General features: G+C 68.8%; 12 protein-coding genes and 1 tRNA gene. 7 read left to right on the forward strand and 6 right to left on the reverse strand.

Going from position 1 to position 14,307, the window contains the following annotated elements; genetic code table 11:
• The first annotated feature begins 12 nt into the window (after nt 1–12).
• From pheS to E0504_RS01140, 4 genes are all read left to right on the forward strand, one after another.
• On the forward strand, nt 13–1,143 hold the full coding sequence (pheS, locus tag E0504_RS01125; RefSeq protein ID WP_131621086.1) for a phenylalanine--tRNA ligase subunit alpha: 1,131 nt from the start codon (nt 13–15) through the stop codon (nt 1,141–1,143).
• Complete coding sequence (gene pheT / locus E0504_RS01130) at nt 1,140–3,506, forward strand: phenylalanine--tRNA ligase subunit beta (RefSeq protein ID WP_131621088.1); 2,367 nt, start codon at nt 1,140–1,142, stop codon at nt 3,504–3,506. Before pheS ends, pheT begins: the two co-directional genes overlap by 4 nt.
• Entirely contained in the window at nt 3,503–4,252 is a 750-nt protein-coding gene (locus E0504_RS01135) for an SDR family NAD(P)-dependent oxidoreductase (protein WP_131621090.1), read from the forward strand. Before pheT ends, E0504_RS01135 begins: the two co-directional genes overlap by 4 nt.
• 99 nt (nt 4,253–4,351) lie before the next feature.
• Nucleotides 4,352–5,872 carry a peptide chain release factor 3 gene (locus E0504_RS01140; RefSeq protein ID WP_131621600.1) on the forward strand — a complete coding sequence of 507 codons (1,521 nt, stop codon included), beginning with the start codon at nt 4,352–4,354 and terminating at the stop codon, nt 5,870–5,872.
• Nucleotides 5,873–5,883: 11 nt separating this feature from the next.
• Here the strand turns inward: E0504_RS01140 and E0504_RS01145 are convergent, their stop codons facing one another.
• From E0504_RS01145 to E0504_RS01170, 6 genes are all read right to left on the reverse strand, one after another.
• Nucleotides 5,884–7,272 (reverse strand): HAMP domain-containing sensor histidine kinase, encoded by a 1,389-nt coding sequence (locus tag E0504_RS01145; protein WP_131621092.1) that lies wholly within the window; start codon nt 7,270–7,272, stop codon nt 5,884–5,886.
• Between the two features lie 4 nt (nt 7,273–7,276).
• The gene (locus E0504_RS01150) at nt 7,277–8,005 is read right to left on the reverse strand and encodes a response regulator (RefSeq protein WP_131621602.1); all 729 of its coding nucleotides are present in this window, start codon (nt 8,003–8,005) and stop codon (nt 7,277–7,279) included.
• 59 nt (nt 8,006–8,064) lie between these two features.
• Nucleotides 8,065–8,616 carry an EF-hand domain-containing protein gene (locus tag E0504_RS01155; protein WP_131621094.1) on the reverse strand — a complete coding sequence of 184 codons (552 nt, stop codon included), beginning with the start codon at nt 8,614–8,616 and terminating at the stop codon, nt 8,065–8,067.
• Nucleotides 8,617–8,803: 187 nt separating this feature from the next.
• A complete protein-coding gene (locus tag E0504_RS01160) occupies nt 8,804–9,199 on the reverse strand; it encodes a cupin domain-containing protein (protein WP_131621096.1) in 396 nt (131 codons plus the stop codon).
• On the reverse strand, nt 9,196–9,573 hold the full coding sequence (locus tag E0504_RS01165) for a VOC family protein (RefSeq protein WP_131621098.1): 378 nt from the start codon (nt 9,571–9,573) through the stop codon (nt 9,196–9,198). The genes E0504_RS01160 and E0504_RS01165 overlap by 4 nt, the downstream gene beginning before the upstream one ends.
• A 49-nt stretch (nt 9,574–9,622) precedes the next feature.
• Nucleotides 9,623–11,428 carry an aminopeptidase P family protein gene (locus E0504_RS01170; RefSeq protein ID WP_131621604.1) on the reverse strand — a complete coding sequence of 602 codons (1,806 nt, stop codon included), beginning with the start codon at nt 11,426–11,428 and terminating at the stop codon, nt 9,623–9,625.
• A 37-nt stretch (nt 11,429–11,465) separates the two neighbouring features.
• On the opposite strand from E0504_RS01170, the gene E0504_RS01175 reads away from it, so the two are divergent.
• The 3 genes from E0504_RS01175 (at nt 11,466) to E0504_RS01185 (ending at nt 14,173) form a co-directional block, all read left to right on the forward strand.
• Nucleotides 11,466–13,565 (forward strand): S9 family peptidase, encoded by a 2,100-nt coding sequence (locus E0504_RS01175; protein ID WP_131621100.1) that lies wholly within the window; start codon nt 11,466–11,468, stop codon nt 13,563–13,565.
• A gap of 40 nt (nt 13,566–13,605) precedes the next feature.
• A complete protein-coding gene (locus E0504_RS01180) occupies nt 13,606–14,001 on the forward strand; it encodes a thioesterase family protein (protein WP_131621102.1) in 396 nt (131 codons plus the stop codon).
• Between the two features lie 85 nt (nt 14,002–14,086).
• Nucleotides 14,087–14,173: transfer RNA gene (locus E0504_RS01185), tRNA-Leu, on the forward strand.
• Nucleotides 14,174–14,307: the final 134 nt, after the last annotated feature.

Consider the following 14,307-nt stretch of genomic DNA (forward strand, 5'->3'; position numbering starts at 1 on the left):
GGCGTGCACGCTATGACTACTGCTGAACAGGACCCCCGGCTGACCGAAGCGTTGGCCGCGATCGCCGCCGCTGGCGATGCCGATGCACTCGAAGCGCAGCGGATCGCCGCGCTGGGCAAGCAGGGCTGGGTCAGCGCCGCCCTGAAGACCCTGGGCGGCATGTCGCCGGAGGAGCGGCAGGAGCAGGGCCCCCGCATCCAGGCGACGCGTGCCGCGATCAGCGAGGCGATCGAGGCGCGCAAGGCGGCGCTGGAGAGCGCGGCGCTGGAGGCGCGGCTGGCGGCCGAGGTGATCGACCTGACCTTGCCGGCGCCGGTCAGCCCCAAAGGCTCGGTTCATCCGGTGAGCCAGGTGATGAACGAACTGGCGGAGATCTTCGCCGACATGGGCTTCGCGGTCGCGACCGGGCCCGAGATCGAGGACGACTGGCACAACTTCACCGCGCTCAACATGCCCGAAAGCCACCCGGCGCGGGCGATGCACGACACTTTCTATTTCCCGCAGCAAGTCGACGCACAAGAGGTTCAACCTGGGTCTGGGCAGCGCCGCATGTTGCTGCGCACGCACACTTCGCCGGTGCAAATCCGCTCGATGGTCGAGCACGGTGCCCCTTTGCGGATCATCGCGCCGGGCCGGGTTTACCGGTCCGATTCCGATGCCACCCACACGCCGATGTTCCATCAGGTCGAAGGATTGGTGATCGATCGGGGCATTCACCTGGGCCACCTCAAGTGGACGCTGGAAACGTTTCTCAAGGCGTTCTTCGAACGCGACGACATCGTGCTGCGGCTGCGGCCGAGCTATTTCCCGTTCACCGAGCCCAGCGTCGAGGTCGATGTCGGCTGGCAGGATGTGGGCGGGCGGCGCGTGCTGGGCGGCGATGGCGACGCGCCGGGACACGGGTGGATGGAGCTGCTCGGATCAGGGATGGTCAACCGGCGGGTGCTCGAATTCGCGGGGCTCGATCCCGATCAGTGGCAGGGCTTCGCCTTCGGGGTCGGCGTCGACCGGCTGGCGATGCTGAAATACGGGATGGACGATTTGCGGGCGTTCTTCGACGGCGACGGACGCTGGCTGGCGCACTACGGATTTTCGGCGTTCGACCAGCCGACGCTGTCGGGCGGAGTGGGAGCGCGCCAATGAAGTTCTCGCTCGAATGGCTGCGGCACTTCCTCAACACCGAGGCATCGGTGGCCGAGATCGCGGCGACGCTTAATCGCATCGGCCACGAGGTCGAGGGGATCGAGGATCCGGCGGACAAGCTCGCCGGTTTCCGGGTAGCCGAGGTGCTGACCGCCGCTCCGCATCCGCAAGCCGACAAGCTGCAGGTGCTGACCGTTTCTACCGGAGACGGCGAGCCGTTGCAGGTGGTCTGCGGCGCGCCCAACGCGCGCGCGGGGATGAAGGGCGTGCTCGGCCTGCCGGGCGCGGTGGTGCCGGCGAACGGGATGGAACTGCGCAAGAGCGCCATTCGCGGAGTCGAATCCAACGGCATGATGTGCTCGGTCCGCGAGCTGGAGCTGGGCGAGGAGCACGACGGGATCATCGAGCTGCCCGCCGATGCCCCGGTCGGCGCGGACTTTGCGAGGTATCACGGCACGTCGCCGGTGTTCGACGTGGCGATCACCCCCAACCGCCCCGACTGCATGGGCGTTTACGGCATTGCTCGCGATCTGGCCGCGGCGGGCATTGGCACCTTCGCCGAGACCGATCTGCCCCGGCTGGACGGACCCGCGGGCGGCCGGGCTGAGATCCGGATCGACGATGCCGAGGGCTGCCCGGCATTCTATGGTTGCGTGATCGAAGGCGTCACAAATGGCGAGAGCCCGGACTGGATGCAGCGGCTGCTCAAGTCCGCCGGCCAGCGCCCGATCTCCGCCATCGTCGACATCACCAACTACGTGATGCTGACCTATGGCCGCCCATCGCACGCCTATGACCTGGCGCGGCTGAGCGGGCCGGTGGTCGCTCGCCGCGCGCGCGCCGGCGAACAGGTGCTGGCGCTCAACGAGAAGACCTACACGCTCGACGAGACGATGACGGTGATCGCCGATGACCAGGGCGTGCACGACATCGCCGGGATCATGGGCGGGGAGCATTCGGCGGTCACGCCCGGCACCACCGATGTTCTGCTTGAGATCGCCTATTTCGATCCCGCGCGGATCGGCGCGACGGGGCGCAAGCTGGGTCTGGCATCCGATGCACGCTCGCGATTCGAACGCGGGGTCGATCCGGCGTTCCTGGAAGAGGCGCTGACGATCCTGGCGCATCTGATCAAGCGCCACTGCGGCGGCAGGATCACGCAGGTCATGCGGGTGGGCGCGCCGCCGAGCACGCCCAAGACGATCGCGTTCGACGCCGGCCTTACCCAACGCCTCGGCGGGATCGAGGTGGCTGAGGCCGAACAGCGCCGCATCCTCGAAAGCCTGGGTTTTGCAGTGTCCGACGACTGGCACGTCACCGTGCCGCTGCGACGCCATGACGTCGAAGGCGCCGCCGACCTGGTCGAGGAGGTGGTCCGCATCCACGGCCTCGACAACGTGCCCTCCACCCCGTTGCCCCGCCCTGACGGGGTGGCCCGTCCGACCGCGACGCCCGAGCAGATCCGCGAACGCAAGGTGCGCCGTGCCGCCGCCGCCGCGGGATTGAACGAGGCGATCACCTGGTCGTTCGTTTCCCCGGCCGACGCGGCTGCGGTCGGCGGCGGCGTGTGGACGCTCGAGAACCCGATCAGTGAAGAGCTGAAGGTGATGCGGCCGTCGCTCTTTCCCGGGCTGCTGAAGGCGGTCCGGCGCAACTTCGATCGCGGTGCCGACAGCCTGCGCCTGTTCGAGATCGGGCGCCGCTACACCAGCGATGGGGAGCTTCCGACCCTGGTCGCGGTGCTTGCCGGCCACCGCACCGCGCGCGACTGGCAGACCGGCAAGCCGCAGCCGTTCGACGCCTTCGACGCCAAGGCGCTGTGTCTCGACTTGCTTGCCGCCGCGGGAGCGCCGGTCGCCAATCTTCAGGTGATGGGCGAGGCGGGGGCACTGTGGCATCCCGGTCGCTCGGCCACGCTGCGCCTCGGGCCGAAGACGATCCTGGGCCGCTGCGGCATGGTCCACCCGTCGCTGCTGCGCGCGTTCGACGTGTCCGTGCCGGTCGCGGCCTGTTCGATCTATTTCGACGCGATCCCGCCGAAAAAGAACGCTGCCTTTGTCCGGCCCGCTTACGCCCCGCCGGCGCTGCAGGCGGTGACCCGCGACTTCGCGTTCCTGGTGGATCAGGCGCTGCCGGCGGGCGACCTCGTTCGCACGGTCAAGGGGGCGGACAAGGTCAACGTCGTCGCCGCCCGCGTGTTCGATGACTTCCGCGGCGCCGGTATTCCCGAAGGCAAGAAATCGCTCGCGGTCGAGGTGGTCCTGCAGCCCGGCGACAAAACCTACACCGAAGCCGATCTCACCGGCATCGCCGACAAGATCATCGGTGCGGCGGGCAAACTGGGCGCGGAGCTGAGAGCATGAAGACCGCATTGGTCACCGGAGCGACCGCCGGGATCGGCGCGGCCACCGTGCGCACGCTGGTCGCGAGCGGCTGGCGCTGCATCGCGACCGGGCGGCGGGCCGAGCGGCTGGATGCGCTGGTGGCGGAACTGGGCGCGGACAAGGTGCACCCGGCCGTGTTCGACGTGCGCGACACCGATGCGCTCGACGCCGCGCTCGCCGCGCTGCCCGAAGGGTTTCGCGACATCGACCTGCTGGTGAACAACGCGGGTCTCGCGCAAGGGCTGTCGAACGCGCAGCACGCTGACCTCACCAACTGGCAGACGATGATTGACACCAACGTGACCGCGATGGTGACCGTCACCCGCAAGCTGTTGCCGGGGCTGATCGCGCGCAAGGGCGCGATCATCACCATCGGCTCGGTCGCGGGTAACTACGTCTACCCGGGCGGCAACGTCTATGCCGGCAGCAAGGCGTTCGCCAACCACTTCACGCTGGCGTTGCGGGCGGACCTGCACGGCACCGGGGTGCGGGTGACGAGCATCGAGCCGGGCATGGTCGAGACCGAGTTCACCCTGGTGCGCACCGGCAGCCAGCAAGCGTCGGACACGCTCTACGCCGGGGTCAACCCGATGACCGCGCAGGATATCGCCGACACCATCCGCTGGATCGCCGAACTGCCGCCGCACCTCAACATCAACCGGCTGGAACTGATGCCGGTGAACCAGGACTTCGCCGGGTTCCGGGTGGCGCGCGCGCACGATTAGCACGCCGTCCGCCGTCCCGGCCCCTGGGGGGACCTCGTCCGGCCAGGCGCCCCGCTCGACACGATCCCGGGTTTGGCCGGGATGACGCAGGAAATTCCGATGACTTCCAACCGCCGCACCTTCGCGATCATTTCGCACCCCGACGCGGGCAAGACCACGCTCACTGAAAAGCTGCTGCTGCAGGGCGGCGCGATCCACCTCGCCGGCGAGGTGAAGGCGCGCGGACAGGCGCGGCGGGCGCGGTCCGACTGGATGAAGATCGAGCAGCAGCGCGGCATTTCGGTGACCAGCAGCGTGATGACCTTCCAGAAAGACGGCACGGTGTTCAACCTGCTCGACACCCCGGGGCACGAGGATTTCTCCGAAGACACCTACCGCACGCTGACCGCGGTGGATTCGGCGATCATGGTGATCGACGCCGCCAAGGGGATCGAGCCGCAGACCCGCAAGCTGTTCGAGGTGTGCCGCCTGCGCAGCGTCCCGATCATCACCTTCGTCAACAAGGTGGACCGCGAGGGGCGCAGCGCCTTCGACCTGCTGGACGAGGTGGCCGACATGCTGGCGCTCGACGTCAGTCCGCAGGCCTGGCCGGTGGGCATGGGCGGGGTGTTCGAAGGCGTGCTCGACTTCGCGAGCGGCGACATCGCCCGCCCGGATGGACCGAGCAAGGAATACCTCGGCCGGCGCGACCGGGAGCCGATGCCGCAGGCCTTCGCCGACGAGGCCGAGCTGGCGCAAGGCGGCTACCCAGAATTCGACCTCGAGGCGTTTCGCAGCGGCGATTTGACCCCGGTGTTTTTCGGCAGCGCATTGAAGAACTTCGGCGTCACCGAACTCATCCAGGCGATCGACCGGTTCGCGCCGCCGCCGCGCGCGCAGCCGAGCAGCGAGGGACTGATCGAGCCGACCCGCGACGAGGTGACCGGTTTCGTGTTCAAGGTGCAGGCCAACATGGACCCGCAGCACCGCGACCGGATTGCATTCATGCGGATGGTTTCGGGCACCTTCAAGCGCGGCATGAAGCTGACCCCGTCGGGCCTTGGCAAGCCCATCGCGGTTCACTCGCCGATCCTGTTCTTCGCGCAGGACCGCGAGATCGCCGACACCGCGGAAGCTGGCGACATCATCGGCATCCCCAACCACGGCACGCTGCGGGTGGGGGATACCCTGTCCGAAAAGAACGACGTGCGCTTCACCGGCTTGCCCAACTTCGCGCCGGAGATCCTGCGCCGGGTGGTGCTGCGCGATCCGACCAAGACCAAGCAGTTGAGGAAGGCGCTCGACGACCTTTCGGAAGAGGGCGTGATCCAGGTGTTCTATCCCGAGATCGGCGGGCAGTGGATCGTCGGCGTGGTCGGCCAGCTGCAGCTTGACGTGCTGGTTTCGCGGCTGGAGGCGGAATACAAGGTGGAAGCCGCGCTGGAAATGGCCCCGTTCGCCACCGCGCGCTGGGTCAAGGGCAGCGATGCCGCGCTGAAGACCTTCACCGACTTCAACCGCGCGAACCTCGCCAAGGACCGCGACGGCGACCCGGTGTTCATGGCCAAGAGCCCGTGGGACGTGAACTATCAGGTCGAAAAGAACCCCGAACTGACGTTCTCGGCCACGAAAGAGCGCTAGACGGGGGAACGCTAGAGCGGCAGGCGCAGCTCCGCGCTCAGCCCGCCGCCGGGGCGGTTCGCCAGCACCAGCCGCCCGCCGTGCGCTTCGGCGATCGCCCGCGCGAGCGTGAGGCCAAGGCCCGCGCCGCCGGTCTGGCGGTTGCGGCTGGCCTCGCCCCGGGTGAACGGTTCGGTCATGGCGGCGATGCGGCTTTCGGGGATGCCCGGCCCGGTGTCGCTCACCCGCAGGATCGCCAGCCCACCCTCGCGCGACACCTCGACCGTGGCGCTGCCGGCGTAGCGGACCGCGTTCGAGATGAGATTGCGCAGGGCCCGCTTGGCCCAGGTGACGTGGACCGGCGCAACGACGCGCGGCCCCTCGGCCAGCTCGACGGGATCGCCCATGTCCTCGAACTCCTCGACCACCGACGCGGCGAGCGCGGCGAGCTCGGTCCGTTCGGGCGGCTCGGTCGCGCGGCCGACCCGCGCGAGGCTGAGAATATCGTCGAGGGTGCGGGTAATGTCCTCTATCGTATCGGCCATGCGCGCGCGCTCGGTATCGTCCTCGACCGATTCGATGCGCACCCGCAACGCCGCCAGCGGGGTCTTGAGGTCATGGCCGATCGCCCCGAGCATGACGTCCTTTTCATCCAGCATGCCGACGATCCGCGCTTCCATCGCGTTGTGCGCGGCGATCAGCCGGCGGACGTCGTCGGGCCCCTGCGGTGCGGGCGGATCCGACGCGTCCTGCCGCACGGCGAACTGCTCGACCCGCCGGGTGAGCGCGGCGAGCGGGCGGGTGATGCGCCGCAGCAGCAGGCCGATCGCCAGCATCAGCACGCCGAACAGCACCGCGGTCTGGATCACCAGCGCCCTCAGCGCGCCGCGTTCCCGCGCGGGGACCAGCGCGCGCGCGGTGACCCACTGCCCGCCGCCCACCGGCAGGCTCGCGAGCACCATGCGCGCGTCAGCGAAGGAGCTGTCGAGACCGACCGGCCGCCCCCGCGCGAGGCGCTCCAGCACGCGCGGATCGCTCATCGCCGGGCGGCTGGCGACGCGCAGGCGGGCGGCATCGAGCCCCTGCTCGGCGGCGATGTCGCGCAATGCGGCGGTGATGCGGGGTTCGGGACGATCGGCGGGAATCGCGGGCGGGGCGGCGCTCACCTGCAACCGGAAGCGCCGCATCCCGCGCGGCGGACGGTCGCCGCCATCGCGGCGCGGGCCGAGCCCGGTCAGCCCCGGCGCGCCCTGCGCCGCGATCAGTTGGGCGGCAAGCGAGCTGACCACGCGCTGTTCGCGCCGCTCGTCGCCCGCGCGCAGCAGCAGCGCGGCGGAGATGGCCTGCGCCACCAGCAGCGCAGCGGCCACCGCGACCAGCACTTGGCCCAGCAGGCTGCGCGGCCAGATTTTCACGGCCATGAAATCACTGGGCGGCGATCCGGCGCACGTCGGCGGCAAAGCGGTAGCCGCCGCCGCGCACCGTCTGGATAAAGTGCGGATTGCGGGTATCTTCCTCGATCTTGCGGCGCAGCCGGCTGATCTGGTTGTCGACCGCGCGGTCGAACAGGTGCGCCTCGCGCCCCTGCACCAGGTCGAGCAGGCGGTCGCGGTCGATCACCTGTTTCGGCCGGTCGAGGAAGGCCGTCAGCAGGCGGAACTCGGCGGTGGAGATCGGCACCGTCGCGCCGTCCGGGTCGGCCAGGCGGCGCTTCAGCGGATCGAGCCGCCAGCCTTCGAACTCGTACAGCGCGTCGTCCTCGGGCGCGGCGGGCGGCCGGGCGGCGCGGCGCAGGACCGAGCGGATGCGCGCGACCAGCTCGCGCGGCTCGAACGGCTTCACCACGTAGTCGTCGGCGCCGATCTCAAGCCCGACGATGCGGTCGGTCGGTTCGCCCTTGGCGGTGAGGAGGATGGTCGGGACGCTCTTGCTTTCGGCCAGGTGGCGGCACAGCGACAGCCCGTCCTCTCCCGGCATCATGATGTCGAGCAGAACGAGGTCGGGCACCTCCTCCACCAGCGCGGCGCGCGCGGCAGCGGCGCTGGCGGCTTCGCGCACCACGAACCCCTGGCGCGCCAGATAGGCGGCCAGGGGTTCGCGCAGCGTGGCCTCATCGTCGACCAGCAGGATGCGAGTGGACACAGGTTCGGTCACGGCGTCATCTGGTGCCCGTTCGGCAGGCTGCCCGCAAGCGCGCCTGCCGTCCGGTAACCTCAGTTGCCCTGCGTGGCCGCACCAGCGCGGCGCTGCTGCCACTGCGCCTTCATCGCGGCGCGGGCGGCCTGGCGCTCGGCCTGGGTGACGGTGCCGTTCCGGTCGGCGTCGAGCCGGTCGAACATCGTCAGCGCCCCGGCGGTGAACTCCGCTTGGCTGATCGCGCCGTCGTTGTTGGTGTCAGCCATCCGGGCCATGCCCATCTTGCCGCCGTGGCCACCGCGGCGGCCCATGCGCTGGGCGCCGTCGCCGCCCTGGCGGGCAGCCTGTGCGCCCTGGCGACGCTCGCCGTGCTTCGCGGCGAATTCCTCACGGCTGACGGTGCCGTTGTTGTCGGCATCGAGGCGGTCGAACCGCTGGGCCTGGCGCGCGGCGCGGTCGGCCCGGTCGAGCTTGCCATCGCTGTTGACGTCCATCTTCGCGAACCGCTCGGCGGCCTTAGCCTGGGCTTCGGCGCGGGTCATGTCGGCCTTGGCGATCTGCGGCGCGGCGATGGCGACGCCGGTGGTGGCGAGCAGTGCGGCGCCGATCGAAAGGGTCAGTTTACGCATACGAACTCTCCGGAAAAGAAACGGGGGAGAGCTGCGGGACCCGGCGGGGAAGGGGGAGGAAAACCCACCGGCTCCGCGCAACTCATGCCGACGGTTCTAGGCCCGTCATGTCGCACGGTTATGCCGCGTAGCCGGAGAATTGTCGCACAGTGTAACGCGCCAGCCCCGGCGTTCACCAGCGCGCAAGTCAGCGCGGGCGGTGCTCGGTCCCGATGCCGGCGGTGATGAACAGTGCTTTCGCGCGGCCGGCGATGTCAGCGGTGTGCCAGGTGCCGGGCGGGTTGATCGCGTACTCCCCCGCCTCGATCGTGACGCTGGCGGTGGTTCCGTCAGGATGCTCCTGATGCAGGGTTATCGCGCCTTCGAGGCACAGGACCACTTCTTCGCCAGCGGGATGCATCTCCCAGCTGTCCCAGCTGCCGGTGAATTCGTGGCAGCTCACCAGCCGCCCGTCTGGCCCGTCGCCATCGTGGCGTTCGCCGTAGCCCTGATACCAGTCCATGCCCGTGAACGCCGGCTGGGGCACCGCGGTCGCGCCGCGGCCCAGATGGATCGGGCGATCTTCGAGGCGGATCCCGCTCATTGCGGCGGGGCCATCACGAAGGCGTTGAGCTTGTTGCCGTCAGGATCGCGGAAGTAACCGGCGTAGAACCCGCCGCCGCGCGTGCCGGGCGCGCCTTCGCAAGATCCGCCATGCGCGAGCGCGATGTCGTACAGCCGCTGGACCTGCGCCTCGTCCTTCGCCCCCAGCGCGACCATCACCCCGTTGCCGATGGAGGCCGCTTCCCCGTTAAACGGCTTGGTCACGCCGATTCCCGCCGCGCCGCCGGGTTCGCCCCACGCGATGAAGGTATCGAATTCCATCATCCGCCCCACGCCCAGTTCGGCGGCGATCGCGTCGTAGAACGGCGCGGCCCGCGCGAGGTCATTGGTGCCGAGGGTGACGTATCCGATCATGACTATGCTCCTGCTGGCGACTCGAACCAGGCGGAACAATACGCGAACATCAGAGCGGCCGGCAAGCCTCTTCCAGCCACGCCAGCACCTCTCCGTCGAGCTGCGGGGCGAGCACGCTGCGCACCTGCGCATGATAGCTGTTCCACCATTCGCGCTCTTCAGGCGTGAGCAGCGATACCTCCACCAGCGCCTGGTCGATGGGTGCGAAGGTCAGCGTTTCGAACCCTAGGTAGTCGCCTTCCGCGCCCGCGATCTCGCGCGGTTCCACCAGCACCAGGTTCTCGATCCGGATGCCGTAGGCGCCTTCCTTGTAATACCCGGGCTCGTTCGACAGGATCATCCCGGCGAGCAGTTCCTGGTCGCTGCCGGCCTGCGCGCCGGTGATCTTGGCGATCCGCTGCGGCCCTTCGTGAACCGACAGGAAGCTGCCCACCCCGTGGCCGGTGCCGTGGGCATAATCGACGCCCGCGGCCCACAGGAACTGGCGCGCAAAGGCATCGAGCTGGCCGCCAACAGTGCCGGCCGGGAACACCGCGCGGGCGATCGCGATGTGGCCCTTGAGGACGCGGGTGTTGCGGTCCTTCTGCTCTGCCGAGGGTTCGCCCGGGCCGATCCACACCGTGCGGGTGATGTCGGTGGTCCCGTCGAGGTACTGGCCGCCCGAATCGCACAGGTAGATGCTGGAGGGCGCGATCGGGATGTTCGATTCCTCGTCCACCCGGTAGTGCGGCAGCGCGGCGTGGGGACCGGCGGCGCTGATGGTGTCGAACGACAGGTCGCGAAGGATGTCGCTGGCATCGCGGAATTCGCGCAGCTTGGCCGCGGCGGTGAGCTCGTCGAGCCCGCCCTTCGGCCCTTCGACACTCAGCCAGTGGAGGTAGCGCGCGATCGCCGCCCCGTCGCGTGCCTGCGCATCGCGGTGCCCCTGCTGCTCGACCGGGTTCTTGACCGCACGCGGCAGGATCGTGGGATCGCGCACCGCGACCGGCTGCGCGCCCGCGTCCTCCAGCGCGTGGAAGATCGCCGCCACCCCGTAGTTGGGATCGACGGCGACGGTCTTGCCGGAAAGCGCCGCCAACGCGCTCTCGAACGCCGTGCGCGGGCGGATGCTGACCGCATTGCCGAGGTGCTGGGCGAGTTCGGGGGTAACCTTGTCTTCGCCGATGAACACCTCCGCCGTTCCGTCGGCATGGGCGACCACGTACGACAGCGCGACCGGGGTGCGCTCGACGTCGGTGCCGCGGATGTTGAGCAGCCAGGCGACCGAATCGAGCGCGCTGATCACCGCCACGTCATGGCCTTCGCGCTTCAGCCAATCGGCCACTTCCGCGCGCTTGTCGGCGCTGTTGCGGCCCGACCGGCTATCGTCGTGGACCAGCGCGGGAGCGGTGGAGGGCTGCGGCCGATCGGCCCACACCGCGTCGATCGGGTTGCCATCCACCGGCACCAGGCTGGCGTGCCTCTTCTCCAGCGCCTTGGCGACACCCTCGGCCCAGCCCTTGGAGTGGAGCCAGGCATCGTAGCCGATCTGCGCTCGTTCGGGCGCGTGTTCGCCCAGCCACTTCGCCGGGCTGGTGGCGGGGACGCTCTGGTAATCGAACAGCTTGCCGTCCACCTGCTCGCGCACCTGCACGGTGTAGCGCCCGTCGGTGAAGATCGCCGCCTCATCCGCCAGCACCACGGCGGTACCAGCGGAACCGCCGAACCCGGTCAGCCAGTGGAGCCGCTGGGCATAGGCGCCGATGTATTCGCTCATGTGTTCGTCGGAAATGGGCACGACGAACCCGTCGAGCCCACGTCGCTTCAGCTCCTCGCGGAGGGCTGCCAGGCGGGCTTCGTGCGTTTGCATGAGCATTGTTGCGGTCCTTTCACGTCCCACATAGGGGCCACCCATGACCGATTCCACCATGAACGACGCCTCCTCCGGGCCGCCGCAGACCCCGCCCGCCGCCGCCAAGCGCCCCTCCACCGCTACGCACCACGGGATCACCGTCAGCGACAACTACGCCTGGCTGCGCGACAAGAGCTACCCCACGGTCGACGACCCGGAAATCCTCGCGCACCTCGACGCCGAGAACGCCTGGTTCGAAGCCGCGATGGCGGGCCAGCAGGACCGGATCGACGCGCTGTTCACCGAGATGCGCGGGCGGATCAAGGAAGCCGACACCTCGGTGCCGCAGAAGGACGGCAACTGGCTCTACTGGATCGAGTACGAGGACGGCGCCGAGTACAAGAAATGGTGGCGCAAACCCGTCTCCGGCGGGCCGGACGAGCTGCTGCTCGACGAGGTCGCCCTGGCGGAGGGCAAGGAGTATTTCCGGCTCGGCGCAATCTCGGTCTCGAACGACGGGATGAAGCTTGCCTATGCGATCGACGACAACGGGTCTGAGCGATTCACCGTCCGGGTGAAGGATCTCGGCTCGGGCGAGCTGCTGCCGGACGAGATCCCCGGCACGCTGTCGTCGCTGGTGTGGGTCGCGGGCGATACCGGCATCGTCTACAGCCTGGCCAACGAGCAGTGGCGGACCGACAATGCGCGGCTCCACTGGCTGGGCCAGCCGATCGACCAGGACGTGGAGCTTTATCACGAGGACGACGAGGGCTTCCGCGTCGGTGCGGGGCTGTCGGCGAACGAGCAGTGGCTGGTGCTGTCCGCCAGCGATCACGAAACCAGCGAAGTGCGGCTGATCCCCGCCGCGGCCCCCCTGGCCACGCCGCTGCTGGTCAAGGCGCGGCAGAAGGGGGTGGAATACGATGTCGACGTCTATCAGCAAGTGGGGGAGCGCGACGGCACGCTCTTCATCCTGGCCAACGACACGCACGAGAATTTCCGCCTCGCCACCGCGCCGCTGTCCGCGCCCGGCGAATGGACCACGCTGATCGAGGGGTCGGACGCGTTCTACCTGACCGGATTCGACCTGTTCCGCGATTTCTACGTGGTCGAAGGGCGGCAGGCGGGGCTCGATACGATCGAGGTGCGCTATTACGACGACCCGGCGCGGGTCGAGCCGATCGCCTTTCCCGAGGAAAGCTACAGCGCGGGCCTGGGCGACAATCCCGAATGGGCGATGCAGACGCTGCGGGTCGGCTACAACTCGATGGTCAGCCCGGCGACGACGTACGACTACCACGTCGCGGAGCGGCGGCTGGAAGTGCTCAAGGTGCAGGAGATCCCCTCCGGCTACGACGCCTCGCTCTACACTACCGAGCGGCTGCACATCACCGCGCGCGACGGGACCGACATTCCGGTGTCGATCATGGTCCGCAAGGATCGCGTGTCTCCCGGCCCGCTGCACCTCTATGGCTACGGCGCTTATGGCATCGCCATTCCGCCGGGGTTCTCGACGACCCGCCTCAGCCTGGTCGATCGCGGTTTCGCCTATGCCATCGCTCACATTCGCGGCGGGGATGACCTCGGCCGCGCGTGGTACAAGGCCGGCAAGCTGGAGAGCCGCACCAACGCCTTCACCGACTTCGTCGATGTCGCGAAGGGGCTGATCGAGCGCGGCCTGACCGGGAAGGGCCGCATCTCTATCTCCGGCGGATCGGCGGGCGGCGAGCTGATGGGCGCGGTGATAAACTCCGACCCCGAGCTGTGGGGCGCGGTGGTAGCGCACGTGCCGTTCGTGGACGTGCTGGCGACGATGCTCGACGCCTCGCTCCCGCTGACGCCGGGCGAATGGCCCGAATGGGGCAACCCGATCGAGGACCGCGCCGCGTTCGAACTGATCCAGAGCTACAGCCCGTACGACAACGTCCGCGCCCAGGCCTACCCGCCGCTACTGGTCACCGCCGGGCTCAACGATCCTCGGGTCACTTACTGGGAGCCGGCGAAGTGGGTCGCGCGCCTGCGCGAGTTCAAGACCGACGACAACGTCCTGCTGCTGAAGACCAACATGGGCGCCGGGCACGGCGGCAAGTCGGGCCGCTTCGAAAGCTTGCGCGAAACGGCGGAGGAATTCGCCTTCATCCTGTGGCAGTTCGGGATGTGATCGCCGCTGCAGGCAATCCGTCGGCGGGCCGGATGCGATCATGAGCAACCGCTTCGCCAAGAGCTTCACGGCCGCGCCGCGGCACATCGACGAGCTGGGCCACGTCAACAACGCGGTGTGGCTGCAGTGGGTGCAGGATATCGCCACCGCGCACTGGACCGCGGTCGCCGCGCCAGCCGATGTCGAGCGTTACGTGTGGGTCGTGACCCGGCACGAGATCGACTATCGCGGCAATGTCGGCCTGGGCGAGACCGTTAGCGCGGAGACCTGGATTCCCGCCCCGCCGCGCGGTGCACAGTTCGAACGGAGCGTGGAGTTCCGCGATGCGGCGGGCAAGCGCCTGGTCGCGGTGCGCAGCACCTGGGCCATGCTCGACAAGGCCAGCGGCCGGCTCGTGCGGGTGCCCGCCGCGGTGGCGGAGCCGTTTCTGCCGTAAAACCGCGCTTGCGGCTGGCCCGGCGCGTTGCTAGAGGCGCGCGCCTACCGAGGGCCGGTGCGCCGGCCCTTGTTTCATCCGATGTGCGGTCGTGGCGGAATTGGTAGACGCGCAACGTTGAGGTCGTTGTGGGCGAAAGCCCGTGGAAGTTCGAGTCTTCTCGACCGCACCAAACAGTCAGCCAAGCAGACATGATTTCGCCTTCGGGCGCCATGCGGTTTGAAAGTGGCGCAGTTCTGCGGGGTTTGGCGCCATGAATTTCTGTTCCGTGGGCGCGAGAGGCCGCTACCTCGCACTGAGGACGGC

It is taken from the genome of Parafrankia sp. BMG5.11 (assembly GCF_004337455.1).